Origin of the sequence: Cyanobium sp. BA5m-21 (genome assembly GCF_024346235.1) — a bacterium.
Classification (GTDB): domain Bacteria; phylum Cyanobacteriota; class Cyanobacteriia; order PCC-6307; family Cyanobiaceae; genus Cyanobium_A; species Cyanobium_A usitatum.
This window is the reverse complement of the sequence record NZ_JAGQCO010000017.1, coordinates 1-23,795: the sequence shown is the minus strand read 5'-3', so window position 1 is coordinate 23,795 and position 23,795 is coordinate 1. Positions and strand designations below refer to the sequence as shown.

Annotated in this window: 22 protein-coding genes; 13 read left to right on the top strand and 9 right to left on the bottom strand. The window is 64.7% G+C overall.

The window, feature by feature from the left end; translation table 11 throughout:
- Window positions 1–2: 2 nt before the first annotated feature.
- A complete protein-coding gene (locus KBY72_RS07005; protein ID WP_254932241.1) occupies window positions 3–1,106 on the bottom strand; it encodes an MGDG synthase family glycosyltransferase in 1,104 nt (367 codons plus the stop codon).
- 2 nt (window positions 1,107–1,108) lie between these two features.
- Window positions 1,109–2,368, bottom strand: a complete 1,260-nt coding sequence (locus tag KBY72_RS07000) for an MFS transporter (protein WP_254932242.1) — start codon at window positions 2,366–2,368, stop codon at window positions 1,109–1,111.
- A gap of 157 nt (window positions 2,369–2,525) precedes the next feature.
- Between KBY72_RS07000 and KBY72_RS06995 the strand changes: the two genes are divergently transcribed.
- Window positions 2,526–2,966 (top strand): hypothetical protein, encoded by a 441-nt coding sequence (locus KBY72_RS06995; RefSeq protein ID WP_254932243.1) that lies wholly within the window; start codon window positions 2,526–2,528, stop codon window positions 2,964–2,966.
- Window positions 2,967–2,974: 8 nt separating this feature from the next.
- Here KBY72_RS06995 and KBY72_RS06990 read toward each other — a convergent pair whose 3' ends face one another.
- Complete coding sequence (locus KBY72_RS06990) at window positions 2,975–3,823, bottom strand: carbohydrate ABC transporter permease (protein WP_254932244.1); 849 nt, start codon at window positions 3,821–3,823, stop codon at window positions 2,975–2,977.
- 172 nt (window positions 3,824–3,995) lie between these two features.
- Window positions 3,996–5,639: a 2-isopropylmalate synthase gene (locus tag KBY72_RS06985; protein ID WP_254993303.1), complete on the bottom strand. Its 1,644-nt coding sequence runs from the start codon at window positions 5,637–5,639 to the stop codon at window positions 3,996–3,998.
- 86 nt (window positions 5,640–5,725) lie between these two features.
- Between KBY72_RS06985 and KBY72_RS06980 the strand changes: the two genes are divergently transcribed.
- Window positions 5,726–7,294, top strand: a complete 1,569-nt coding sequence (locus KBY72_RS06980; protein WP_254961852.1) for a glycoside hydrolase family 57 protein — start codon at window positions 5,726–5,728, stop codon at window positions 7,292–7,294.
- A gap of 519 nt (window positions 7,295–7,813) precedes the next feature.
- On the opposite strand, the gene KBY72_RS06975 is transcribed toward KBY72_RS06980, so the two are convergent.
- The 4 genes from KBY72_RS06975 to gyrA form a co-directional block, all read right to left on the bottom strand.
- Complete coding sequence (locus KBY72_RS06975; RefSeq protein WP_254993302.1) at window positions 7,814–9,952, bottom strand: cation:dicarboxylate symporter family transporter; 2,139 nt, start codon at window positions 9,950–9,952, stop codon at window positions 7,814–7,816.
- Complete coding sequence (gene crtL, locus KBY72_RS06970; RefSeq protein WP_254961843.1) at window positions 9,952–11,265, bottom strand: lycopene beta cyclase; 1,314 nt, start codon at window positions 11,263–11,265, stop codon at window positions 9,952–9,954. Before crtL ends, KBY72_RS06975 begins: the two co-directional genes overlap by 1 nt.
- Window positions 11,266–11,570: 305 nt before the next feature.
- On the bottom strand, window positions 11,571–11,756 hold the full coding sequence (locus KBY72_RS06965; RefSeq protein ID WP_254961844.1) for a DUF1778 domain-containing protein: 186 nt from the start codon (window positions 11,754–11,756) through the stop codon (window positions 11,571–11,573).
- 2 nt (window positions 11,757–11,758) lie between these two features.
- Window positions 11,759–14,455, bottom strand: coding sequence for a DNA gyrase subunit A (gene gyrA / locus KBY72_RS06960; protein WP_254961845.1), 2,697 nt, complete (start codon window positions 14,453–14,455; stop codon window positions 11,759–11,761).
- Between the two features lie 47 nt (window positions 14,456–14,502).
- On the opposite strand from gyrA, the gene KBY72_RS06955 reads away from it, so the two are divergent.
- From KBY72_RS06955 to rsmD, 7 genes are all read left to right on the top strand, one after another.
- Complete coding sequence (locus KBY72_RS06955; protein ID WP_254993301.1) at window positions 14,503–15,663, top strand: homocysteine biosynthesis protein; 1,161 nt, start codon at window positions 14,503–14,505, stop codon at window positions 15,661–15,663.
- Between the two features lie 67 nt (window positions 15,664–15,730).
- On the top strand, window positions 15,731–16,207 hold the full coding sequence (locus tag KBY72_RS06950; RefSeq protein ID WP_254961847.1) for a CAAD domain-containing protein: 477 nt from the start codon (window positions 15,731–15,733) through the stop codon (window positions 16,205–16,207).
- A gap of 65 nt (window positions 16,208–16,272) precedes the next feature.
- On the top strand, window positions 16,273–17,436 hold the full coding sequence (locus tag KBY72_RS06945; RefSeq protein WP_106501487.1) for a GuaB3 family IMP dehydrogenase-related protein: 1,164 nt from the start codon (window positions 16,273–16,275) through the stop codon (window positions 17,434–17,436).
- A gap of 211 nt (window positions 17,437–17,647) precedes the next feature.
- Window positions 17,648–17,971, top strand: a complete 324-nt coding sequence (gene trxA, locus KBY72_RS06940) for a thioredoxin (RefSeq protein ID WP_106501486.1) — start codon at window positions 17,648–17,650, stop codon at window positions 17,969–17,971.
- A gap of 53 nt (window positions 17,972–18,024) precedes the next feature.
- On the top strand, window positions 18,025–19,059 hold the full coding sequence (locus KBY72_RS06935) for an LOG family protein (RefSeq protein WP_254961848.1): 1,035 nt from the start codon (window positions 18,025–18,027) through the stop codon (window positions 19,057–19,059).
- Window positions 19,056–19,679, top strand: a complete 624-nt coding sequence (gene hisH, locus KBY72_RS06930; RefSeq protein WP_254961849.1) for an imidazole glycerol phosphate synthase subunit HisH — start codon at window positions 19,056–19,058, stop codon at window positions 19,677–19,679. Before KBY72_RS06935 ends, hisH begins: the two co-directional genes overlap by 4 nt.
- Window positions 19,676–20,242: a 16S rRNA (guanine(966)-N(2))-methyltransferase RsmD gene (gene rsmD / locus KBY72_RS06925; protein ID WP_254961850.1), complete on the top strand. Its 567-nt coding sequence runs from the start codon at window positions 19,676–19,678 to the stop codon at window positions 20,240–20,242. The genes hisH and rsmD overlap by 4 nt, the downstream gene beginning before the upstream one ends.
- Window positions 20,243–20,269: 27 nt before the next feature.
- Here rsmD and petG read toward each other — a convergent pair whose 3' ends face one another.
- Entirely contained in the window at window positions 20,270–20,380 is a 111-nt protein-coding gene (gene petG, locus KBY72_RS06920; protein ID WP_094559756.1) for a cytochrome b6-f complex subunit V, read from the bottom strand.
- Window positions 20,381–20,524: 144 nt separating this feature from the next.
- Between petG and KBY72_RS06915 the strand changes: the two genes are divergently transcribed.
- From KBY72_RS06915 to KBY72_RS06900, 4 genes are all read left to right on the top strand, one after another.
- Complete coding sequence (locus KBY72_RS06915; RefSeq protein ID WP_106501704.1) at window positions 20,525–20,842, top strand: c-type cytochrome; 318 nt, start codon at window positions 20,525–20,527, stop codon at window positions 20,840–20,842.
- Window positions 20,839–21,588, top strand: a complete 750-nt coding sequence (locus tag KBY72_RS06910) for an RNA methyltransferase (protein WP_254993300.1) — start codon at window positions 20,839–20,841, stop codon at window positions 21,586–21,588. The genes KBY72_RS06915 and KBY72_RS06910 overlap by 4 nt, the downstream gene beginning before the upstream one ends.
- 105 nt (window positions 21,589–21,693) lie before the next feature.
- Window positions 21,694–22,674 carry a serine hydrolase gene (locus tag KBY72_RS06905; protein WP_254993314.1) on the top strand — a complete coding sequence of 327 codons (981 nt, stop codon included), beginning with the start codon at window positions 21,694–21,696 and terminating at the stop codon, window positions 22,672–22,674.
- Window positions 22,671–23,795 (top strand): DUF3370 domain-containing protein (locus KBY72_RS06900; protein WP_254993299.1); only part of this gene is annotated, 1,125 nt, incomplete at its 3' end. The genes KBY72_RS06905 and KBY72_RS06900, both read left to right, overlap by 4 nt.

The window sequence follows — 23,795 nt, the reverse complement described above, 5'->3', positions numbered from 1 at the left end:
TGTTACTCAAGGGCTAAGCGCTCGAGGATTTTGCCCGGATCGGCCGTAAGGCGGTGCTGCTGATAGCGATGCCGTAGGGCCAAATACGCAGGTGGATTGGTCAGCCATTGGTGCACCAAGGTTGACAGCTCTTTAGTCTGTCTAATGGCAGACTCCAATTCTCGGGCATGGAAATACCGGGGGGCCAGCAATTCCTGAGGCATGGTTGTGCCGTAATGGTTGAACACCAGTGGGCATCGCATAAACAGAGCCTCAGTGGCAGTTCGGGCACCTGGGCGGCTAATCATGGCCCAGGCGCGACGATAAAGATCAGCCATCTCCGCCGGTCCCTGATAGTCGAGCACCTGAACAGCCAGCGCTGGGTGCCGATCTACCCAGGCCTGCACTTCCTCCCGCACAATCTGTCGTCGGCCGCATAGGGCCGCCACCGTCAGCTGACCAGCAAACGGCAGTAGCTGCTCCAGCAGGGGGATGTGGTTATTTGCTCCATTTGAGCCCGTGCCGAGCACCAACAGGGGCAGACCTTCAACAGCAGCAGGCGCCGGCCCACCATCGTGATAGTCCGGGTAAAGGAGGGGCCCAAGCAGCTCCACTGGAACCCCTGGACGTCGTCGCCGCACTTCCCTGACCACCTCCTCTGTAAGGGCCCAGAACAGGTCGGTTTTGCGACTGAGCCAGTTGCGGCTAAAGCCAAAACCACCATCGAGCTCAGTGCAGCAAGTGATGCAACGAAGCTGGTTACCCAAAACCCTTTTAGCCAAATCGAAATGGCCACGATTGGTGTGAGGGTGGGTGGAGATCAGCACATCCGGGCGGAAGTCCTGAAGCTCACGAATCAAGTATCGGCGCCCGAATAGAACGGTGCCTGGCTTGACCAGATCTTCCAGTTCCATAGCCCGCCAGTAGATCTGGTGCAGCCAGGGGCGTCGGCGTTGGATCCAGTTGTAGAGCTCTACGCCACCTCGATAGGTGCTACTCGAGCGCTCCAACACCTGATCGACACGCACTTCGATATTCGGCCGCTCACGCTCCAACCATTGCCGAATTGCCTCGGCGGCCGAGTCGTGAGCAGTGCCGCCACTGGATGTATAAATCAGAACTTTCATCACTATCTATTTTCATCCAGTTGAAGGCGTCCCAGCGGACGCCAGAGCCGCCAAAGAGGAATCAGCAAAACCCAGCCCAGCAAGCCGATCGCCATCGCCGTCGGGCGCCCCGGGCCCCGGCCAAGAGCGTCCAGCAGCCAAGCGGGCCAGTAGCTTCCCCGGATCAGCGGGGCTATCACCCCATCTGCCAGCAAGCTCATCCCCAGCAGAGCTCCTAGACGGGAGATCCACTCCAGGCCATAACGGCCGACAAACAGCCGCGGCTGTAAAGCCAAAGGCACCCAGGACAACCAAAGACTCTGGAGGGCGCCAAGAGCAACCGGAACCGCAGCAGCAAATAGGGCCACGGCCAAAAACCACACCCCCTGCCACTGCTGAAAGCACACCAGCCCAGCCCCGGTAAGTAGCACCGCCTGGAGCAGCAACACGATGCGCAGCCAGTCCAGCCAATGGCAGCGAGGCACCCGGGCCCATAGCCAGAGCCCACCGACATAGCCCAATCCGGCCAGGGCCAGAGCCAGGATCAGACGCTGGGAGCCGCTTGCCGCCACCACCCAGGCGGGGAAAGCGATCTCAATGGCAGCAAACACGCCTACCACCACGCTGTTGATCTGCAACAGGGGGCGCCAGCGCCGATTGCTCCACAACTCGCTCAAGGCATAGCGCACACCTACCTGAGGGGAAGCCTCATGACCAGCAGCCGTAGTGAGCGGGGCTGACAACGACTGCGGCCAGGCCACCAGAAGCGTGCAGGCCGCAGCAATAAGTGACGTAAGGCTGTCAGTGACGAGTACACCCGGCAACCCGGCCGTCGCCGCCAGCACAGCGCCGAGTAGGGGGGCTGCCATCACCACAGCTCCATCCGACCCAGCGAAGAGCCCGCTGGCCGCTCCCAGCTGCTCTCTAGACACAAATCTGGCCAGTTGGCTGGACCAGGTCACCAAAAGAGCCGCCTCTGCTGCCGCTGCCAGCCCAATGCAAAGCAACACCGGTGGCAGGGTGGCTGGACGCATCATCAAGGTGAAGGCCAGGCCCAAAGTGCAGGTGCTGCCGAGGCCGTTAGCGGCAAGCATCACCCGTCGCGGCGGCCAACGATCCAGTTGACGGCCCAATAGCGAAAGGGATGCCAACTTGGCCAACTGCACCACAACCGCCACCGCAGCAAAGGCACTCAGCTGGCCATGCTGCTGGAACAGCCACAGCCCCAAGGCGTAAAGACTCACCTGAGTGCCGAGGTTTGAGAGCAGCTGGCCCACCCACATGACCAGAAATGGCCTTGGCAGCGACCTAAGTTTTGGGCCAGCCACCGGCACAGTCGGCTCTCCTTTTCCAATACATTCAACCTCCCACAGGAGTTCACATCCCTGACAAAAGTCCTGCTTGCCGGCAGGATCGAAGCATCCTCGGCAGCTTGCCTTGATGACCCCAGCCCCTGACCAAGCCGCGATCAGCACCGAAGCCAGCCCCAACGGCACTTCACTCGCCTGGGTGCCCTGGCTGCAGGCCGGCGTCACGGCAATGCTTGTGGTGCTTTTCTTTGTGATCGTGGGCAAATCCCGCCAGCAGAACGCCACCATCCGCCAGCTGCAGGAGCGGGTGCAGGGGTTGGAGAACAGCCGGGCCCTTGATCGCACAAATGGCCTGGAACAGCAGTTACGCACCACCGTGGAGCGGCTGCAGGCGGTGGAGCGCAACGGCACCCGCATCGATGGGCTGAGCCGCGAAACCGCCAACCTGCGGGCCGAGCTCAGAAAGTTGCGCGCAACCCGCCCCAGCGAAACGACTGACCCGAAAACCGATGAGCTGCCTTTGGGAGTGCCAGCCCTGCCGCCTGTGCGCCCCCCTGCAACTGCTAACTGATCAGGTTTTCAACCTTTAACTGCATCGCCGGCGGCGCTGGGCAGGATGTAGCGCTGCAGACCGATAAACACCACCAGCACCGGCAGGATCGAAACCACCGCTCCTGCTGCCACCAGGCGCCAGTCGAGCGAAAAGCTGCTGGCCAGCTGCTGCAGCCCAAGCGGCAGGGTGTAGAGCTCGGGTTCATCGAGGATCACCAGGGGCCAGAGAAAATCGCTCCAGGTGCCGATAAAAACAAACATCGCCAGGGTGATCAGGTCGGCCCGGGCTGCTGGGATCATCACGTTCCACCACTCCCCCACGGGTGTGCAGCCATCGCAACGGGCTGCTTCCTCCAGCTCCACCGGCACCCCCAGGAAGCTCTGCCGCAGCAGGAAGATGCCAAAGGCGGTGGCCGCCTGGGGAATGATCAGGGCCCAGAGGGTGTTGCGCAGGCCGATCTGCACCATCAGCAGGTAGAGCGGAATCATCACCACCTGAAAGGGGATCAAAATCGTTGCTACCACTAGGGCCAGCACCAAGCCGCGGCCGCGAAAATTCATGCGGGCCAAGGGATAGGCCGCCAGCGAGCAGAAGAGCACGTTGGCCAGCACCGCCAGGCCACTCACAATCGTGCTGTTGAGCAGGTATGTGCCGATTGGATTGTCGGTAAAAAGGCGGCTGTAGGCCTCAAAGCTGGGCTGACTGGGCCAGAGGGCTGGCGGGCTGGTGAAAATGTCCTCCGCCGGACCCTTGAGCGAGGTGCTCACCAGCCACAGCAGCGGCACCAGCATCGCCAGGGCCACCAGCAACAGCAAAATCAGCTGGGCGGCGGCACTGAGCCGTGAGCGGCGCGGTCCGGAGAGGGGCAGGCTCATGGCGGGGGGAGCTGAAGGGAAGCAGATGACTCAGGGGGGCGGGCCGGGCCGGGGAGCAAGTGTTTTGGCGCTTAGCTTAGTCTTGGCTTAGCTAATCAACAAAAACAACACTCAGCCCAGGGCGTGATCCCAAACTGAAACGCCATACCCCCAGCTGCCTAAACCCACCTGCCTAAAACCTCGGCCGGTCGGCCAGGGGCAAGTCGCCCACTACGGGCAGCGGCGCCTTCTGGGGGTGCAGAGGCTGGTGACGCCCACCGGCTACCAGCCTATTGAGGGCGTTCACGAAGGCCTGGGCGGCGGCCACCACGATGTCAGTGTCGGCTGAGTGGCCCGAATAGAGCACACCCTCGTGGCGCAGCCGGATCGTCACATCGCCCATGGCATCGATACCTTCGGTCACCGATTTCACCGAAAATTCCACCAGCTCATTGGGCACCTGGGCCAGCCGATTGAGCGCCTGACACACCGCATCCACCGGCCCGGTGCCGATCGCCGCCTCGCTGAGCTCGGCGCCATCCGCAGTCACCAGGGTGACGGTGGCGGTGGGCTGCAAGCCAGTGCCACAGCTCACCTGCACGCTCTTGAGGGTGAAGCTGCCGCCATCCTGTTGCTGCACCTGCTCGCTCACGATCGCCTCGAGATCGCGGTCGCTGATCTCCCGCTTGCGATCCGCCAGCTCCTTGAAACGGGCGAAGGCATCGTCGAGATCCTCACGCTCGAGCGTGTAGCCCAGCTCCTCGAGCCGGGCACGGAAGGCGCTGCGGCCGCTCAGCTTGCCAAGGGAGATGCGGTTGTCCGCCAAGCCAACCGTGCGGGCATCAATGATTTCGTAGGTGAGGCGGTTTTTGAGCACGCCGTCTTGGTGGATGCCACTCTCGTGAGCAAAGGCGTTGGCGCCCACGATCGCCTTATTTGGCTGCACCGCCATGCCGGTGAGATTGCTCACCAGCCGCGAGGTCTTGGTGATCTCCTCGGTGCGCACGCCCGTGAGCGGTTCGGTGCTCTCGGCCGGCCGCCCCAGGAAGGGGTTGAAGTAGCTGCGCCGCACGTGCAGGGCCATCACCAGCTCCTCGAGCGAGGCATTGCCAGCCCGCTCGCCGATGCCGTTGATCGTGCACTCCAGCTGGCGGGCGCCGTTTTTCACCGCCTCGAGGAAGTTGGCCACCGCCAGGCCCAGGTCGTTGTGGCCGTGCACCGAGATCACCGCCTGGTCGATGTTGGGCACCTGGGCATTGATACCGGCGATCAGCTCACCGAATTCCGCCGGGGTGGCGTAGCCCACGGTGTCGGGGATGTTGATCGTGGTGGCACCGGCGATGATCGCCGCCTCGATCACCTGATGCATGAACTCCGGATCGCTGCGGCCGGCGTCTTCGCAGGAGAATTCCACATCGTCGACCAGCGAGCGGGCGTAGGCGACCATCTCGGCGGTGATCGCCAGCACCTCAGCGCGGCTCTTGCGCAGCTTGTGCTCGAGATGGATGTCGCTGGTAGCAATAAACGTGTGGATGCGCCGTTTAGCAGCGGGCGCCAACGCCTCAGCGCAGGCCTTGATGTCGCCGGCGGTGGCCCGAGCCAGGCCACAGATCACCGGCCCATTGGGGGTGCCCACCGTTTCGGCAATGCGCTGCACGGCGTTGAAGTCGCCGGGGCTGGCAAAGGGGAAGCCGGCCTCGATGATATCCACCCCCAGCCGGGCCAGCTGCTGGGCGATCGCCAGCTTCTCCTCGAGGTTCAGGCTGGCGCCAGGCGACTGCTCGCCATCGCGCAAGGTGGTATCGAAGATCAATACGCGGCCGGGATCGCGGGCCATAGGGGAGCCCCTCTAGGCGGAATGACTATGAGATAGCTCATTGTATGCGGGCACTACGCCTAGAGTGACGTGATCGCAGGATGGTTATGGCCGCAGGCGATCTGGCCCTAGTCCTCCACGCGCATCTTCCTTACGTGCGCTCCAGCGAACCCGGTTCGCTGGAAGAAGATTGGTATTTTCAGGCGCTCCAGGAGTGCTACCTGCCGCTACTGGCCGTGCTGGAGGCCGCCGCCGCTAACCGGCGCCAGCGCCCCCGGCTCACCCTCGGCCTCTCGCCCACCCTTCTTTCCCTGCTGGCCGATCCCCAGCTCAATGGCCGCTTCCTGGCCTGGATCGCCGTTCGCCAGGAGCTGCTGCTGCAAGCCCCGCAAGCCCTAGGCCCAGCTGCCAGCCACCTGGCAGCACAACTGGAAGCGGTGGTGAGCCAGTGGCGTCAGACCAAAGGGCAACTGATCCCACGCTTCCGCAGGCTGCAGCAACAGGGGGTGCTCGATCTGATCACCTGCGGTGCCACCCACGGCTACCTGCCTCTGCTGCGCCAGGTGCCAGAGGCGGTGCGGGCCCAGCTGGTCACCGCAGTGCGCGAGCACGAACGCCTGCTGGGTGAGCGGCCCCTGGGCATCTGGCTGCCGGAATGCGCCTACTACGAAGGCCTCGATCAGCAGCTGGTGGGCTGCGGTTTGCGCTACTCGGTGCTCGATGCCCACGGCCTGCTGCACGCCCTGCCCCGCCCCCGCTATGGCGTATTCGCACCGATCTGCTCGCCGGCCGGGGCCGCCTTCTTCGGCCGCGACAGCAGCGCCACCCTGCCGGTGTGGAGCGCCCGCGAGGGCTACCCCGGCGATGGCGCCTACCGGGAATTCCACCGCGACCTGGGCTGGGATCTGCCCGATAGCGAACTAGCCAGCCATGCCATCGCCAGCCGCCGGCCCCTCGGCCTGAAGCTGCACCGGGTCACGGCCCAGGGCTGCCCCCTCGACCAGAAACAGCCCTACGAACCCGCAGTTGCGGCCGAGCGAATCGAGGAGCATGCCGCCACCTACCTGCAGGGCCGAGCCGAGGAGCTAGGCAGCCTGGCCCGCTCGATGGAGCGCCGGCCCCTGCTGGTGGCCCCCTTCGATGCCGAGCTATTTGGCCACTGGTGGTTTGAGGGGCCCCAGTTTCTGGCGGCCCTATTCCGCCAGGCTGATGGGGCCGGCGTGCGCCTGGTCACCCTGCGGGAGGCCCTCGGCGGCAGCGACCCCCTGCAGGTATGCCGCCCCTCCCCCAGCAGCTGGGGCCAGGGGGGCTACCACGACTACTGGCTCAACGAGACCAACGCCTGGGTGGTGGCCGAGTGGCAGCGAGCCTCCCAGGCCATGGTGGCTCGGGTGCAGCGCGGCGTTGGCAGCCCAGCCCAGCGGGACCTACTCACCCAGGCGGGCCGGGAACTGTTGCTGGCCCAAAGCTCTGATTGGAGCTTCATTCTGCGGGCCGGCACCACCACCGGACTGGCCAAAGAAAGGATCGAGCGCCACCTGGATCGCTTCTGGCGCCTGCTGGATGCGATCGACAACGGCACCGAACTACCCGCCAAATGGCTCAAAGCGATAGCCATCGAAGACGGCCTATTCCCCCTGCTCAATGCGGCCGATTGGCTACCGGCGCCCATTTGAGGCGAGTAAATCTCATGGCGAGCAAACCTCATTCGGCAATACAATGGCCGCCATTAACCACAGGCTACCCCTCCTTGCCGCTATTTTATTCATAAAAGATCATACTTTTAATCGCATTTCATAGCTTCAAGCCGATTACAAGCGCACCCAGTAGCTGTCAGCATTCGCAATAGAACGGGCACATACTGGGCTCAGTGCAACTACCGCAGAGTAGGCCAATATTCAACACATGCTTATTAATTACCACTCGGCCATAACTCAAGCTCAAGCAATGAGAGCGGGAGGGCAGCAACACCACAATTTGTCTATGGTGCCAGCAATTAGGGCATCGCTGGGGCTTATAATTTAAACCAGACGAAAACATTCCAGGCGAAATACTCCAGAGTAAAATCATCACTTCCCTCTTCTAGCAAATATTGCTTGCATTGGGCCCCAGACTGAGCGGAAGCATAAATACTTGGAATTGATTGGCTAGATAGACCCAATCGCCAGCGGCGGCCACTGAGCAGCATCTACTCCTCAACTACCGAGCAGCACCCAATGATTGAAGAGCTCCTGGGTCCGCCCTCGGGCCTGCTCACGCGCCAACCAGGCGTCGACATAGCGCAGCATCGCGGGATCATCGCCGGCAATTGCCCATACCAGCTCACTGCCAAGGTGATTATCGAAGGGGGCAATCAAGGCGGTGCGAGGGTGGAGTATCGCCCAGGCTGAGCCCCCTTCTGCAGTGGTGAGCAGTCCATCCAGGTCACTCTCAGCAGCGGAGTTGAAAAACTGCTGCTTCTGAGCCAGCGGAACCAACTGCAAGCTGAGCTTTCCACCATCACCAACCAGCTCGCGGCGAATCTGTTGGTGCAACTCAGGGTTGAGTAGCTGCGGATCGCTCACCCCCAGCCGCAGGGGCTTATCAAGGGGCTGCTGTCGCAGGTTCTGAATCATGGCCACCTTGGCATCAGGAACAACTAGGGCCAGATGCACGCTTTGGTAACCGCGACTGAGCTGGTGACGCGCCGCCCGCTGGGGAATGGATTGGATGCCCCCGACCGCTACATCAATTAACTCTTTGTCCAGCCACTGCTCCAGGGTCTGAAGCTGCGCCTGACGCACCTCCAGCCGAACGCCAAGGCTGCTTGCAAATCCCTTAACCATATCCAGGTCGTATCCCACTAGCTCGCCACGACCGTTTAGAAAGGCCCAGGGCAGACCGTCGGAACGCACCCCAACCCGAAGCACACCTCGATCCAAAATGGCGGCCAGGGCCACCAATTCAGGCTTGAGGTGCCGCAAAACGGCGGGTTGTGGACCGCTGCTGGCTGAAGCCAGAGCCAGCAATTTGCGGTCGTTGCTGTAGGTCCCCGCCAGGGAGCGATCTAGATAGATACGGGCACCGGCACCGAGGCCTCCCAGAAGCAGCCCAATGGCAGCAAGACCTACCACTAGGGGCAAGGGGCGCGGACGCAAAGCGGCAACAGTCGAGGCATAGACCAGAGTGACCAGGACCACCAAACCCTCCAGCGCCAGCACCTTCTCAAAGCGATAAAGCCATTCGCCGTTGATGTACACCAGCTGGAGCAAGTCGAGTGGCAAGCCATGGGCCTGGAGCTCCTGGCGGATCACCGCCTTCAGACCCGATACCGCTGCAGGTATTGCGGAGACAAGCATCCGCAGTGTGGCAGAGGGCTGGAGTGGCTGATCCACATACCAGCCGGCGAAGGGAATAAACCAAAGCGCCGCAACTTGACCAAGAGTGGGTAGGGCAAAGCCAAGCGAAACCAGTGGGGCGATCTCGTCGACAGCCTGGAGCTGCCGGCCAGAGGGATCCAGGGACGCGGGCAACGCATGGCGGAGGTTATCCACAAGCATTGGCAGGGCCATCAGTAGGTTTGCGCTACTGGCGGTGAGGGCCAGGGGGCCTTTCACAACCCACCACAACTGTGCCGGGGGCAAGGGAGTCAGGAGCAGTACTGCCGCAGCGCAGACCAGGCTCAGCACTAGGAAGGCCACTAGAGAAAGCTGAAAGAAGCCCTGGATTCGAAGCAACTGGGGCCAATCCAGGCGAGAGACGTTGAGGGCTGTCAAGGCAAAGATGCCAAAGGGGATCATCCGAGCCGTCAGCTTGTTGAGTCGTGCAAACAAGTCGCGCATCACCTCCAGCGGAGCCAGAAGGCGCTGGTTTTGCTCTACGCCCTGCAGCAAAATGCCCAGAACTGCACTGAACAGCACCACTGCGGGGAAGTTGTCATTCGCGAGGCCGCTGAAAATGTTGTCTGGCAGATATGTCTCCAGCAAGTCCACAGGTTCAGGGCGGTCAAACAAGCCAGCGTGGAAAAACTGGGAGGTGACCAACGGCGGCAGGAATTGGGGCAGCAGCACCACCAGCAAGCCCCCCACCAGCCAAAGCCCGAGCAGCACCAGCAACCCCGAGCGGGCAAAGCTGCGAATCATTCCCGGCCGCAAAGAGCCGAACCCCACCACCAGCTCACAGATCAGAAAGGGCATCACCACGATCTGGGAGGCCTGCAGAAACACCCGCCCTACAGGCTTAAGCATCTCCGCGGCCTCAGGCCAGAGCAGGCCGACCATTAGCCCCAACGGCAACATCAGCAGGCATTGATTGCCGATCGAGCGGGGCCAAAGCCTGGGCAGACGCCGCCCCATCAGAGTCCTAACGGCCAGAGCATGCGCAGGCCCAGCTGCAACTCCCGGCCCCGCATGCCCATTAGGCCCCAGCGCACGCTCCAGGGTGCCGTGGCAAATAGGGCAAGCATCGCCGCCAGCAGCTCGCCCAGGTTGAGCGTATTGATCAAAAAGCCGTACCACTGGGCGCTGGGCAGGGAAAAGAAGCTGGTGAAGTGACTGCGCAGCTGGGGCTCCGAGAAGCGCATCAATTTCTCCAGCCCAAATTGGTAGAGGGCGTGTTTACGGCGCAGCTCCGGGGGCCAGAGCGCCTGCCAGCCCGCCTGGGCCAGCTGCAGCGAGTCGGCGGCCGGTTCAGCCCGCAGCCGCGCCGCCACCGCCGCCGCCAGCACCGGCGCCCGGCGCAGTAGCGCCCCCACCATGTAGCCGGAGGCTGGATGCACCATCGCCGCAGCCCCACCAAAGGCCAGCACGGGCTGATCCAAATCCGGTAGCGGCAGGTTCATCGGAAACAGGCAAAACTCCTCGTGCTCCACCTGCTCGATCGCCACACCGCGATGGGCCAACCGCCGCTCGAGGCGCTGCTTGAGCGTGGCGTAGGGCACCGGCGGAGCCAGGGCCAGGGAGGTCTCCTCGACAAAAAACCGTCCCTGCCCCAGATCCATCGCATAAAGAAAAGTGGGGGGCTCCTGCCGCTCCGCTTCGCTGAGGTGATCGGCGCGATAATCCATCAGCACGAATTGCCCCGACTGCACCGGCGGCGCCGTGAAGCGTCCCACCACGCCGTAGGCAGCTTGGCCCGCCACCGGCCCCCGCTCAGGCCGCTGCACAAACACCGCCTTGTGGCCGCTGGCATCCACCACCAGCCGCGCCTCGATCACCGCTAGATCGGCAGCACGAGCAGGGGCATAGCGCACCTGGCTGCGGCCACTCCCATGGCTCAGCTCCTGTGCCTGCCCGCGCAGCCACTGCACGCCGGCGGCCTCACAACGCTCCAGCCAGAACTGCTGCAAGCGCGTTTTGTCGAACAGGCCGTAGTCGCGGCCGTGGCGCGTGGGGCTGTTGGCTGGATCGGCAGGGTCGCTGCTGCCGGAGCCGAAGTAACTGCAGGTGTCGCTCCAGCGGTGCTCCAGCAGGTGGCCCAGGCCTAGCGCATCCACCTCGTCTCCCCAGATCCCGTAGGTGTTGGGCCAGGGTTCGCGAGGATCAGTCGCCGCCAGCACTGCCACCGCCAGCCCCTGCTCCGCCAGCTCAGCGGCGATGGCCAGGGCCGCCGGGCCTGCGCCCACCACCAGCACATCAGTGGGCATCACACCGGTCGAAAGAGAGCTCATGCTGCATCACAGGGGCAGATAGAGGCTTCGTGGGGTGTCCTTAAAGGGACGGAAACCATGGTCCGCATAAAACGCCACCGCAGCAGGAGTCTTGGCATCAACAACCAGGGCATACCCTCCGACCGAGGCACTGGCATGGAGGCAACGTTGTACGGCCAGGGGCTTCTGCAGGAACCAGCACGAATGCCTGTTTAACACCACGGCGCATGTTCTGGTGCGCCTGCTGTTTTAAAAAGCGATCGAGGGCGGGCTCGCCACAGCAAAACTCCTTGCGATTGTGACGGGTTGGGTCGAGCAGCTCCTCCTCAAACACGGCTCACGCGCGTGCAGCCCTGCTCCAACGCATCCTGCAGGGCGGCGTTGGGCTCAAACGGCTGGGCGATGGCGGCATGAAAGGCCTTGAAATCCTGTTGTGACAGGGTGCTCTGCTGGTCGCGCTGGATGGCTTCGGCCGCACGCGCCTTGGCCGCGAGCCGCACAAACGACGCCATGGTCACCCCTCGCTGGCTGGGCTTTCAAGTTCGGCAGGGGAAGCGCCGGCGTCTTCGGTGGTGAGGGCGACAGCTTCATCCAGGGCGACCACCTCCAAAGGGGGCGCCTCCTCGTCGACGGGCACTTCCTCCTCCTCGGCAGCCGGTGGCACCAGCACCACTTCGCTGAGGCGATCGCGGGCATCGAGCTTCTGCAAGCGCACGCCCGTAGCCGCCCGCGACTGCTGCGGCACCGCATCGGCCTGGGTGCGCACGATCACCCCCTTCTCGCTCACCAGCAGCAGCTCCTCGCCAGCCCCGAGCACCTTGAGGCCCACCAGCACATCACCCTTATTGCGGAACTTGATCGCCCGCAGGCCCATGCCGGCGCGCTTCTGCAGGCGGAACTGATCCACCGGCACCCGCTTACCCAGGCCGCTGGCACTGGCCACCAGCACCCAAGGACCCTCGCTCGGTGCCACCTCCTCACTGTCATCGTCTTCGGCGCCCGCCGAACTGGCCACCCGATCGGCCAGCTCGGCGGGCAGCACATCCATGCTCACCAGCTGGTCGCCGGGGCGCAGGTTCATGGCCCGCACGCCGCGGGCGGTGCGGCCCAGGGGCCGCAACTCCTCGTCGTTGAGACGGAAGTGAATGGTCATGCCGTTGCGCGAGCCGATCAGGATGCTGTCGCCGGGCAGGGCCAAGCGCACCCAGGTGAGGGCATCCGCCTCCACCAAATCGATGGCGATCAAGCCATTGGAGCGGATGTTGGCAAAGGCCGATAGACGGGTGCGCTTAATCGTGCCGCCACTGGTGAGCATCACCAGCACACCGTCATCGGTGAATTCGCTAACCGCCAGCAACGAGGTGATCTGCTCCTCGCGGGGAATCGGCAACATCTGCACAATCGGCGTGCCCTTGGCAGCGCGGCTGCTGATCGGCACCCGATAGGCCGGCACGGTGTAAACAACGCCGCGATCGGAGAACAGCAGCAGGTTGTCGTGGTCGTTGCAGCTGATGAATAGCCGCACCGCCTCCTCACCCTGGGTCTTGGTGCCGGCCTTGCCGCGGGTGCCGCGGCTGGTGGCCTCGAATTCGCTCACCGGCATCCGCTTTAGGTAGCCGTTCTCGGTGAGCAACACCACCGAGCGCTCATTAGCGATCAGGTCGATATCCTCGAGGCCGCCCTCGAGATCCAGAATCTCCGTGCGGCGGGGCGAGTTGTAGCGAGTGCGGATCGCACCGAGCTCTTCGGTGATGATCGTGAGTACGCGCTCGCGATTGGCCAGGATGTCTTTGTAGTCGGCAATCTTGGCGACTAAATCCTCATGCTCAAGGCGGATCTTGTCGGCCTCGAGGGCCGTCAGTCGCCGCAGCTGCATCTGCAGAATGGCGTCGGCCTGGATCTCACTGAGGCCGTGGCGCTCCTGCAGCTGCACGCGGGCCGTGGCCGCATCGGAAGCAGCCCGGATCAGGGCAATGATCGGATCGAGTTGGTCTAGGGCCAGCAGCAGGCCCAGCAAGATGTGGTCGCGCTCCTCGGCTTTGCGCAGGAAGTAGCGGGTGCGGCGCTCGATCGTCTCGATGCGGAAGTCGAGAAACACCTGCAGCATCTTGCGCAGGGTGAGCAGCACCGGCTCCGACCTCACCAACGCCAGCATGTAGGCGCTGAAGTTGTTTTGCAGCGGCGTGAGTTTGAACAGGTTGTTCAGCACCACCTGGGGGTAGGCATCACGGCGCAATTCGATCACGATCCGCATGCCATCGCGGTCGGATTCATCGCGGATATCAGAGATCCCCTCCAGCTTCTTGTCGTTAACCAGCTCGGCGATCCGCTCAATCAGCGAGGCCTTGTTGGTTTGGAAGGGCAATTCGGTGATGATCACCGCATCGCGATCGGGGCGGCCCTTCACCTCCAGCGTTTCAATCGAGGCGACGCCCCGCATCGTCACTGAACCGCGGCCGGTGGTGTAGGTGTCACGGATACCGCGGCGACCCAAGATCTGACCTCCCGTGGGGAAATCCGGCCCCGGGATGATCGCCATCAACTGCAGATCGTCGATGTCGGGGTTGGCGATCAGCGCCAGCGTGCCGTCGATCAGCTCAGTGAGGTTGTGGGGTGGGATGTTGGTCGCCATGCCCACGGCGATGCCGGTAGAGCCGTTGAGCAGCAGCTGCGGAATCCGCGCCGGCATCACGGTGGGCTCCTGCTGGGAGCCATCAAAGTTGTCGGCGAAATCGACCGTTTCGGCTTCGATATCGTCGAGCAGGCTGTCGGTGGTCAGCGCCTGCAGCCGTGATTCGGTGTAACGCATGGCGGCCGGGGGGTCGCCGTCCACCGAGCCAAAGTTGCCATGCCCATTGACTAGGGGCATGCGCATGTTGAAGTCCTGGGCCATCCGCACCAGGGCGTCGTAGACGGCCGTATCGCCGTGGGGGTGGTACTTACCAAGCACCTCACCCACCACACGGGCGCACTTCCTATAGGGCCGGTCGCTGGTGAGACCCAGCTCATACATGGCGTAAAGGATGCGCCGGTGCACCGGCTTAAGGCCATCGCGGGCATCGGGCAGGGCCCGACCCACGATCACGCTCATCGCATACTCCAAATAGGAGCGCGACATCTCGTTGCGCAGATCGGTCAGGATGATCCTCGAATCACCGTTGCCACCGGACTCCCCCGGAATATCAGCACCGGGTTCGCTGGGGTCCGCCATGGATGACCGTCTTTACCAGTGGTCAGTTTATCTAAAGCCCAGGGGGAATGCCCAAATCCGATCCATTCCCGCCACGCCAGGAGGCGGAGCTAAGGCTCAAGCAGCAACGGGGCCAGCTGCAGGTGCGCGCCGCCGCTGATTTTCGCAGCCTGGTGCTGCAAGCCGGGCTGGCCGAGGCCTACGCCAGCACTGATGTGGTGGTGGCAGCCGATGCGGGCTTCAGCGACCAGGCCAGCCTGCTCCTAAGCCTCGGCCCCACGGATCCACCGATCCGCCTGCGCGACGGCCAGCTGGCCGGAGTGGCGGGGTTGGCGGGCTGCGGCAGCGGCGAGCTGGTGCTGCCGATCGGCGGTGGCCTAGGCGATGCGATGGGCGGCGCCCAGCTGCTCGGCGCCCTGCTGCAGGGCCGGGCCCTGCCCTTCAACGCCAGCGGCGAGGCCACCGCCCTGCACCCCCGCCGGGAGCTGCACACGGAGCTGGGGCTGGAGCAGATCGGCGCTGGCCGGCTGCTGCTGCAGCGGGCCATCAGTGAAAACGGCGTAGTCGCCCTCAGCCAGGCGGAAGGGCCCTGCCCCAGCCCCTACGGCACCCTGCTGGGTCCAGCCGCCAACGCCCTTTATTCCTGCGGCGGCGCCGGCAGCATCGGCCTCACCATGCCGGGTTTGTCGCTGCTGGGGCCTGGCTCACCGGTGCTGGTAGGCGGCGCCATCGGCTGGGTGATAGGGGCTGGCAGCGGCCACCAGCCCGGTTGCCGGCGCCAGGCCAGCGGCCACGCCCGCACCCCCGGCGCGGCCGCCGCCGTGAGCGTGGACTTACACGGCCTGCGACCCGAGTGGGTGCGCCCTTGTTTTTTTGAGGGCCATGGCAGCGCCCTACTGATTGCGATTGCGGCGCCTGTGCCCCTGATCAATGCCGATGTAGCGCGCCAGGCCGCCGCTGGCCCCCAGGAGCTCGAGGCGCCCGTGCTCGACCTGTCGGTGCCGCGGCGGATCAAACCCAGCCTGGGCTCGGTGAGCTACGCCGAACTGCTCAGCGGCACGATCCAGGTGGGAGGCCGCTCGGTGGCCTGTGCGCCCTCCCACAGCCCGCGACTGGCCGCCGCCGCCTGCGAGGCCTTAATAGCGGCCCTGATCGACGGCAGCTTCCCCCTGCGCCTACCGGTCGTGCCGCTGAGCAGCCGCCCCAGCTTGCTGCCGATTGAGGCCTAGGGCTTGGAGTCTTAGCCAACCGCACCTAAGCTCCCGCCACATTCCTATCCCCGCCGCGCCGCCCGCCATGGCCGACGACACCACCACCAACCCCGACGGGGCTGTTCAACAGCCCGCTCCAGAGGCGGCGCCCCCCGAACCCAGCATTGCCGCCACCCTGGTAATTGAAGCCAGTCCCAGCGCCGGCTCCAACTCGTTCAGTGACGAAGCCGGGCCCCAAAGCGGCGAAGGTGGTGAGTGGGAGGTGCTGCTGGGCAAGCTGCGCCAGTGGCTCGATCAAAACGAGCTCAACAACCTGTGGGCCCAGGCCCGCAAACCGGTCACCATCCTGGCTGGCCTGGTGGGCCTGCTGCTGGTGGTGCGGGTCTACAGCGCCGTGCTGGGTGCCCTCGACAGCCTGCCCCTGGTGCCCGGCCTGCTCGAGCTAGCTGGGGTGGTGTGGGCGGTGCGCTACGGCATTCCCAAACTGCTGCGCAGCAGCGAGCGCGAACGGCTGCTGGGCGGTCTGAGCCAAAGCTGGAAAGCCTTCCGCGGCAAGGCCTGATCCCACCTTGCCCCGCGGCCTGCGGGCGGCTGGTTGATAGCTTGTCCCGAATTAGTTAACTCCAGGTGGACATTCAGCTCGGTCGCTTCCGCACTGTGCGTCGTGCCTACGGCATCGACGAGATCGCCCTGGTGCCGGGTGGCCGCACGGTTGATCCAGCTATCACGGACAGCAGTTGGAGCCTCGGCGGCATCAGCCGCGAGATTCCGATCATCGCCAGTGCCATGGACGGGGTGGTCGATGTGGCCATGGCGGTGGAACTGAGCAAACAGGGAGCCCTAGGCGTTTTGAACCTGGAGGGCGTCCAGTGCCGCTACGACGACCCCAATCCCATCCTCGACCGCATCGCCGCGGTGGGCAAGGAGGACTTCGTGCCCCTGATGCAGGAGCTCTACAGCCAGCCGGTGCGGGAAGACCTGATCCGTCAGCGGATTGCCGAGATCAAGCAGCAGGGCGGCATCGCGGCGGTGAGCGCCACTCCAGTGGCCGCCCTGCGATTCGGCAAGGCCATCGCCGAAGCCGGCGCCGACCTTTTCTTCGTGCAGGCAACGGTGGTCAGCACCGAGCACATCGGCCCTGAGGGCCAGGAGAGCCTGGATCTTGAGCACCTTTGCCGCACCTTCGGGGTGCCCGTGATCATTGGCAATTGCGTCACCTATGAGGTGGCACTGAAGTTGATGCGGGCCGGCGCCGCCGGCGTGATGGTGGGCATCGGCCCCGGTGCTGCCTGCACCAGCCGCGGTGTGCTGGGTATAGGCATTCCCCAAGCCACCTCAGTTTCCGACTGTGCCGCCGCCCGCGACGAATATTTCACCGAGAGCGGCCGCTACGTACCGATCGTGGCCGATGGCGGCATCGTCAACGGCGGTGACATCTGCAAGTGCCTGGCCTGCGGCGCCGACGCCGTGATGATCGGTTCCCCCATTGCCCGCGCCAGCGAGGCCCCCGGCCGGGGCTTCCACTGGGGCATGGCAACCCCTAGCCCGGTGCTGCCCCGCGGCACCCGCATCAAAGTTGGCACCACCGGCAGCCTGGAAAAAATTTTGCGGGGTCCGGCCGGTCTCGATGACGGCACCCAGAACCTGCTGGGCTGCATTCGCACCTCAATGGGCACCCTCGGCGCCCGCACCATCAAAGACATGCAGAAAGTGGAGGTGGTGGTCGCCCCATCCCTGCTCACTGAAGGCAAGGTCTACCAAAAAGCCCAGCAGCTAGGCATGGGCAAATAAGCAAGGGCGGTTGTTGCTGCAGGCGGGACAGATTGCAGCGTTAGCCTCAGCAGGTGCGAGCTTCGGCTCTCACACTCCTCACACCCTCCAGCCCGGCGCGTCCGGGCCTTTTGTCTTCTCCCTGCCCAGGCTCACCGGATCACGACCTGCAACGGTCGTGGGTAGGCCTTAAACAACCTTGCTAGATTCGCCAAACCCTGATCCTGCAAGGATGTCCAGCGCCGCTGCTGTCACTGATGCCTCCTTTGAGCAAGACGTGCTCAAAAGTGATTTGCCCGTGCTGATCGACTTCTGGGCCCCCTGGTGCGGCCCTTGCCGCATGGTGGCGCCAATCGTCGACGAAATCGCCACCGAATTCGAAGGCAAGATCAAAGTTTTCAAGCTAAACACCGACGAAAATCCAAACGTCGCCAGCCAGTACGGCATCCGCAGCATCCCCACCCTGATGATCTTCAAGGGGGGCCAAAAGGTCGACACGGTGGTTGGTGCCGTACCTAAAACAACCCTGTCGTCCACAATTTCCAAGTACCTCTGAGCGCAGTTGAGCATCTAGTCCTGAGCGACCCATCCCATTTCGGCCAGAGCCCTTTGCAGGTTCTGGCCCATGAGCTCGAAAACCACCCCCAGCGGCATCTGATCGAGCGCTCCCTGGTTTCCCTGCTGCAGGTGGGTCGCCACGAGCATGGCCGGGATGAATGGCGGCTGATCAGTGGCGCGCTGGCCGACATCAGTGAGGCCCTTGAGGTCTTTCGCCCCCGCCGCCACACCCGCAAGATCACCGTCTTCGGTTCAGCTCGCACGGTGCAAAGCGACCCCAGCTACGCGTTGGCCGAAGAGCTGGCCCGCTATGCGGTGGCCGCTGGATTTGACGTAATGACCGGCGCCGGCGGCGGCATTATGGAGGCCGCCAACAGCGGTGCCGGCTGCGAGGCCAGCATCGGCCTCAACGTGGACCTGCCGTTTGAGCAGCACGCCAACCGCTTTGTGAGCAGCTGCGATGGCCGGCTGCTCCACTTCCGCTATTTCTTCACCCGCAAACTTTTCTTTTTGCGTGAGAGCGATGCCCTGGTGGTGATGCCAGGCGGCTTCGGCACCCTCGACGAGCTATTCGAATCGCTCACCTTGATCCAAACCGGCCGCACCCCACCGATTCCCCTGGTGCTGCTTGCCCCTCCCGGCAACCCCTTTTGGAGCGGCTGGAAGCGGGATGTCAGCCAGGGGTTGGCCGCCAGCGGCCTGATCTCCCCCGAAGACGGCGACATATTGAGGGAGGCCCACAGTGCCGAGGAGGCAGTGGCCCACATCAGCCGCTTCTATCGCCTTTTTCACTCCGCCAGGCTGGGCGACAACCGCATCGAGCTGCTGCTCAACTGCGCCCTGCAGCCAGTTCAGCTAGCTGCCCTCAACCTGCAGTTCGATGATCTGGTGGATGAGGGTGTTATCCAGGCGAGCGAGACCGTCGACGATGCCGGCCTGCTGCGCCCCTGCCTGAATTTCCACTTCAATCGCCGCCGCATCGGCCGGCTCTACCAGCTGCTCGACACACTCAACGGGCTGGAGGTGCCTCCAGAGCAGCTGCTTACGGAGCCCGGCCGCCGCCAACCCAGTTCTTCGGCCCCATGAGTCGCCTCGGCTTGATCGATTACGGCATGGGCAATCTGCACTCTGTGCAGCGAGCTTTCGAACGGCTTGGCGCAACGGTCCAGCCCGTTCAAAGCGGCGCCGAAATGGAGGGCTGCAAGGCCCTGGTGCTGCCAGGGGTGGGAGCCTTTGATCCGGCGATGGAGCGCCTGCGCCAGGGTGGTCTGGCCGAGGCGATCACGACCTGGTGCGATGCCGGCCGGCCCCTGCTGGGCATTTGCCTGGGGCTGCAGCTGCTGTTTGAGGCCAGTGACGAGGGCGAAGCAACTGGTCTGAGCCTGCTCAAGGGGCGGGTGCGGGCCCTGCCCCGCCGGCCAGGCCACCCGATTCCGCACATGGGCTGGGAGCCCCTGGTGCCAGCAAACCCCAGTCCCCTGCTACCGGCCGGCAGCCCGGAGAGCTGGGTGTATTTCGTGCACTCCTACGCCGCCGAGCCCAGTGATCCGGCCTGCAACACCGCCCTGGTGCGCTTCGCCGACACCGCTGTCACCGCCGCTGTCTGGCAAGGAGCCATTGGCGCCTGCCAGTTTCACCCGGAAAAATCAGGCCCCCACGGCGAGGCGATCCTGCGCCGCTGGCTGGCCTGGCTCGCTGCCTTATGAGCCTGCGGCTTAGCGGGGGCCGGCGGCTGCAGAGTCCACCGGGGAGCATCGCCCGCCCCACCAGCTCCCGGGTGCGGCTGGCGGTAATGAACCTGCTGGCAGCCGAGCTGCCCGGCTGCGCCTGGCTGGATCTATGCAGCGGCAGCGGCGCTATGGCCTGCGAAGCCCTGCATCGGGGTGCTAGCCGAGTTGTGGCGATCGAGCAGGACCGCCGCATCGCCGCCGTGACCCGTACCAATCTCGAAGCGGTGCATCAGGGGCTAGGTGACGCCGGCCGCCAAGCAAGCGCCTGGGCGGTGCACTGCCGCGAGGTGGGGCGTTGGCTGGCGGAGCCAAATCAACAGGCAGCCTTTGATTTGATCTATGCCGACCCCCCCTACGCCGCAGACCTTTATGCCCAGATAGCCAGTGCTGTGCTGGCAGGAGGCTGGCTCAATCCAGGCGGCACCTTGATCTGGGAATGCGCCAGCTCCAAGCTGCCAGCGATTCCAGCCGGGTGGAGCAAGCGCGATGAACGCCGCTACGGCAGCACCAGCTTGCTGCTGCTGGACCAAGTCAACTGAAGCGCCGTCTGAAGCTCAGACAAAAGCTCAGTCGAGCAGGGTGCCACGGCGATACTGGTTCCAGGCGGCTACAAACAAACCAGCCAGGGTCACGGGGATTAGACCGAGCACGATGCCGCAGAGCAGGGGTTCGATCATGGGAGCACTGACAAGGCGTTCAGGGCACAATTGTTCCACGCCCATCCCCCCCATCGCGAGCGCCCCGCACCAACTGTGACCGGCCAACCCCTAAACCCAGATGCCGCTAAAGGGCGCCGCGGCCTGATCGCTGCCCTTGTGGGCATGGCGGCCGCGGCCTGCATCGTGGCGGTGTTGCTAGTGCTGCCTGCAGCCCAGGCCGATCCCTACAGCCGTCAGACCCTTGAGCTCAGCGGCTCCAGCGAGAAGGGCGGCCGGCTGTTTCGGCTCAATTGCGCCGGCTGCCACGGCATCGCCGCCCAAGGGCTGGTGGGCCCCAATCTCCACGGGGTCGCCGCCCGCAAGAGCTCCCGCCAGCTGATCCAGCAGGTGGTGAGTGGCCGCACGCCGCCGATGCCCCGCTTCCAACCGGAACCCCAGGCCATGGCGGACCTGCTGGCCTATCTGAACGGTCTTGTGTGAGCGGCGCCGCCCAGCTGGCCGTAGTGCTGGTGGAACCCTCCGGGCCGCTCAACGTCGGCAGCGTTGCTCGCCTCTGCGCCAACTTCGACGTAGCTGAGCTGCGCCTGGTGGCGCCCCGCTGCGACCACCTCGGGGAGGAGGCCCGGCGCATGGCCGTACACGGCAGCTGGCTGCTGGAGCAGGCCCGCCTGTTCCCCAGTCTCAGCGCCGCCCTGGCCGACTGCTGCCGGGTGGTGGCCACCAGCGGCCGGCGCTCCGGCGAGCCCCTACCCCTGCAAGCACCGGAGCCGGCCCTGCGCTGGCTGGCCCAGGCCAGGGGGCCCTGCGCCCTGGTGTTCGGCCGGGAGGATCGGGGCCTCAGCAACGACGAGCTGCTCCAGGCTGGCCAGCTGCTCACCCTGGGCAGCGGCGACGCCTATGCCTCCCTCAACCTCTCCCACGCTGCAGCCCTGGTGCTGCATAGCTGGCATTGCTTAGGGAGCGGCTTAGAAAGCAGCCCTGAGGTTGGCGCCCTGCCGGAGCCAAGCGACCGCCAGGCCCTCGAAGCGATGCTCGGCGATGCCGAGGCCCTGCTGCTCGACGTGGGCTTCCTCCATCCCCACACTGCCCACGCCCGCATGGCCAAGCTGCGGGGGCTGCTACAGCGGGCCCAAATCTCCACTGAAGAGGTGGCCCTGGTGCGCGGCATGGTGCGCCAGCTGCGCTGGGCTAGTGAGCGCGGGAGCAACCCTGGCCAGACCCCTTAACTTCAGGTCACTTCGTTGGAGTGGCCCGTGACCGCTGGCCGTCAGCCCCGTAGCCCCAAGAACCGCTGGGGAGGCCCCTTTCGGTTGGTGTTGCGCCTGGTGGTGATGGGAATTGGTCTGGGCGTGGTCACCGGCACCAGCCTCAAGCTGCTGGCCCCCCGCCTGGCCCAAGGCGCCAGCAAGGCCCCCAGCCTCGACCTCGGCGCAGCCCGCAATAGCAAGGGCCTCGATCCGGGACAGTTCGAAGCCCGCACGGAGCTGGCAGCGGTGAGCAAGCGCTGGAGCGAGCTGGCAGCAGCCCAGAAAGGCCTCACCGCCAGCGCCTTCCTGCTGGTGCTCGACGACGGCCGCTTTGCCCAGCTGCAGCCCGACCTACCCCTGCCTGCCGCCAGCTCAATCAAAACGCCGATCCTGCTGGCAGGCCTGGAAGACCTCGACAACGGCAAGTTGCGCTGGAACGAGCCCCTGCCCCTCACCAAAGAGGTGGTGGGCGGCGGAGCCGGCTGGATGGCCAACAAACCGGTGGGCACCCGCTTCCCGTTTTTTGAAGCGGCCACCGAAATGATCCGGGTGAGCGACAACAGCGCCACCAACCTGCTGATCAAGCGTTTAGGCGGCAAAACGACCCTCAATGAGCGGTTCACCGCCATGGGCCTGCCCTCAACGGCAGTCAATAACTGGCTGCCCGATCTCGAAGGCACCAACACCACCAGCAGCCGCGACCTGGCCAAGTCGATCGCCATGGTGGATGTCGGCGAAATCCTGAGTCCCCGGGCTCGGGACCTGTTTAGGGAAATCATGGGCAGCTCCCGCACCAACACCCTGATTCCCCTGGGCTTACTCCAGGGACTCGGTAAAGATGCCGCCGACCCCGACAGCGAACTGCTCAGTTTCGGCATCACCGTCTACAACAAAACCGGTGATATCGGCATTGCCTACGCCGATGCGGCCCTGATCCAGCTCCCCAACGGCCAGCGCGCCGTGGCGGCCTTCATGGTTAAAGGTCCGTTCAACGACCCCCGCTCCACCGATCTGATCCGCGCCATGGCAGCTGAAGTTTCAAAAACCCTGGTAGGCCGTAAATGAACCGCCCTCGCCTGCTCCAGGCCAGCTGGCTGCCCCTGCTGCTGCTAACCAGCCTGGCTGCCCCCGCCCTGACCCAGACCAAAGCCAACCCAGCGGCCCCGCTGCTGCGCCCCCAGACCGTGGCGCCCTTGAGCGGCGGGCTGGACCAGCTGCTGCTGGTAAACGACAACAACCCCGAGCTGATTCGGGCGCCAGGGATCCTGCTCTCCACTTTCCCCGGCGCCGGCCGCGGCGTGCCTGCAGCCCACCTGGATGTGGCGCTAAACGGCCGCTTTGATCTGTTCAGCCATCACGTGTATGCGGGCAAGCCGGAGAGCCTCGACTCCACCATGTGGCTGGCGGTGCTGGCCGCTCCCCGCGGCCCCGGCCCCGTAACTCTGAAGCTGCTGGCTGGCTCAACGGCCCTGTCTCAGGCGGTGGATCCCGGCCAGGCCGGCGCCCCCTTCCTGCCCCTGCCATCCCTGATGGTTCAGGGCACTACGCCGGTGTGGGCTGGCCCCGGCAGCCGGGTGGCCACCGAATTGCTGGCCCGCCAGCGCAGCCCCGAGCTGCCCACCAGCTGGACCCTGACCACAGGCGCTCCCACCACCCTGATCGTGCTGCCCCTGCCGGTGCGGGGCCTGGACCCCCTGCTCAACGGCCGCAACCTGCAGCTGCGGCTGGAAAGCTCTGGTCCCGTGAGCCTGGCCACCCTGGCGGCCTTCGGCCGCGGCAATGAGCCCCCGGACGCCGCCACCTGGGCCGCCCTGCTGGAGGGGGGACTCAGCCCCCGGGAGCACGCCCCCAGCCCGCGGGGCAGCAAAGGGGGGATGGTGTACTCGCGGGTGAGTGGGGTGCAGGTGGGCAGCACCTGGCGCAGCCGCCTCAGCGATCCGGGCAAAAACTGGCTGAGCGTGAGCCGGGCGCCGATCTCCTGGCCGATCAGCAGCCTGGAGCGGGGCACTCTCGGCAGCGGCCAGGTACAAACCGCCGAGCTCCAGGCCTATTACCCAGGCACCGCCTGGGCCGCCCACGGCAACTACGGCGTCGAATACGACCTCAGCATCCCCCTGCGCAACGACACGACCAAGCCAGTGGCGCTGCAGCTGGCCCTGGAATCGCCGCTAAAGGGCGATGCCGCC

Excerpts from the sequence above, each read along its gene's own strand:
- KBY72_RS07005 (WP_254932241.1), bottom strand. The coding sequence starts at position 1,106 with ATGAAAGTTCTGATTTATACATCCAGTGGCGGCACTGCTCACGACTCG.
- KBY72_RS07000 (WP_254932242.1), bottom strand. The coding sequence starts at position 2,368 with ATGTGGGTGGGCCAGCTGCTCTCAAACCTCGGCACTCAGGTGAGTCTT.
- KBY72_RS06995 (WP_254932243.1), top strand. The coding sequence starts at position 2,526 with ATGACCCCAGCCCCTGACCAAGCCGCGATCAGCACCGAAGCCAGCCCC.
- KBY72_RS06990 (WP_254932244.1), bottom strand. The coding sequence starts at position 3,823 with ATGAGCCTGCCCCTCTCCGGACCGCGCCGCTCACGGCTCAGTGCCGCC.
- KBY72_RS06985 (WP_254993303.1), bottom strand. The coding sequence starts at position 5,639 with ATGGCCCGCGATCCCGGCCGCGTATTGATCTTCGATACCACCTTGCGC.
- KBY72_RS06980 (WP_254961852.1), top strand. The coding sequence starts at position 5,726 with ATGGCCGCAGGCGATCTGGCCCTAGTCCTCCACGCGCATCTTCCTTAC.
- KBY72_RS06975 (WP_254993302.1), bottom strand. The coding sequence starts at position 9,952 with ATGGGGCGGCGTCTGCCCAGGCTTTGGCCCCGCTCGATCGGCAATCAA.
- crtL (WP_254961843.1), bottom strand. The coding sequence starts at position 11,265 with ATGAGCTCTCTTTCGACCGGTGTGATGCCCACTGATGTGCTGGTGGTG.
- KBY72_RS06965 (WP_254961844.1), bottom strand. The coding sequence starts at position 11,756 with ATGGCGTCGTTTGTGCGGCTCGCGGCCAAGGCGCGTGCGGCCGAAGCC.
- gyrA (WP_254961845.1), bottom strand. The coding sequence starts at position 14,455 with ATGGCGGACCCCAGCGAACCCGGTGCTGATATTCCGGGGGAGTCCGGT.
- KBY72_RS06955 (WP_254993301.1), top strand. The coding sequence starts at position 14,503 with ATGCCCAAATCCGATCCATTCCCGCCACGCCAGGAGGCGGAGCTAAGG.
- KBY72_RS06950 (WP_254961847.1), top strand. The coding sequence starts at position 15,731 with ATGGCCGACGACACCACCACCAACCCCGACGGGGCTGTTCAACAGCCC.
- trxA (WP_106501486.1), top strand. The coding sequence starts at position 17,648 with ATGTCCAGCGCCGCTGCTGTCACTGATGCCTCCTTTGAGCAAGACGTG.
- hisH (WP_254961849.1), top strand. The coding sequence starts at position 19,056 with ATGAGTCGCCTCGGCTTGATCGATTACGGCATGGGCAATCTGCACTCT.
- rsmD (WP_254961850.1), top strand. The coding sequence starts at position 19,676 with ATGAGCCTGCGGCTTAGCGGGGGCCGGCGGCTGCAGAGTCCACCGGGG.
- petG (WP_094559756.1), bottom strand. The coding sequence starts at position 20,380 with ATGATCGAACCCCTGCTCTGCGGCATCGTGCTCGGTCTAATCCCCGTG.
- KBY72_RS06915 (WP_106501704.1), top strand. The coding sequence starts at position 20,525 with ATGGCGGCCGCGGCCTGCATCGTGGCGGTGTTGCTAGTGCTGCCTGCA.
- KBY72_RS06905 (WP_254993314.1), top strand. The coding sequence starts at position 21,694 with ATGGGAATTGGTCTGGGCGTGGTCACCGGCACCAGCCTCAAGCTGCTG.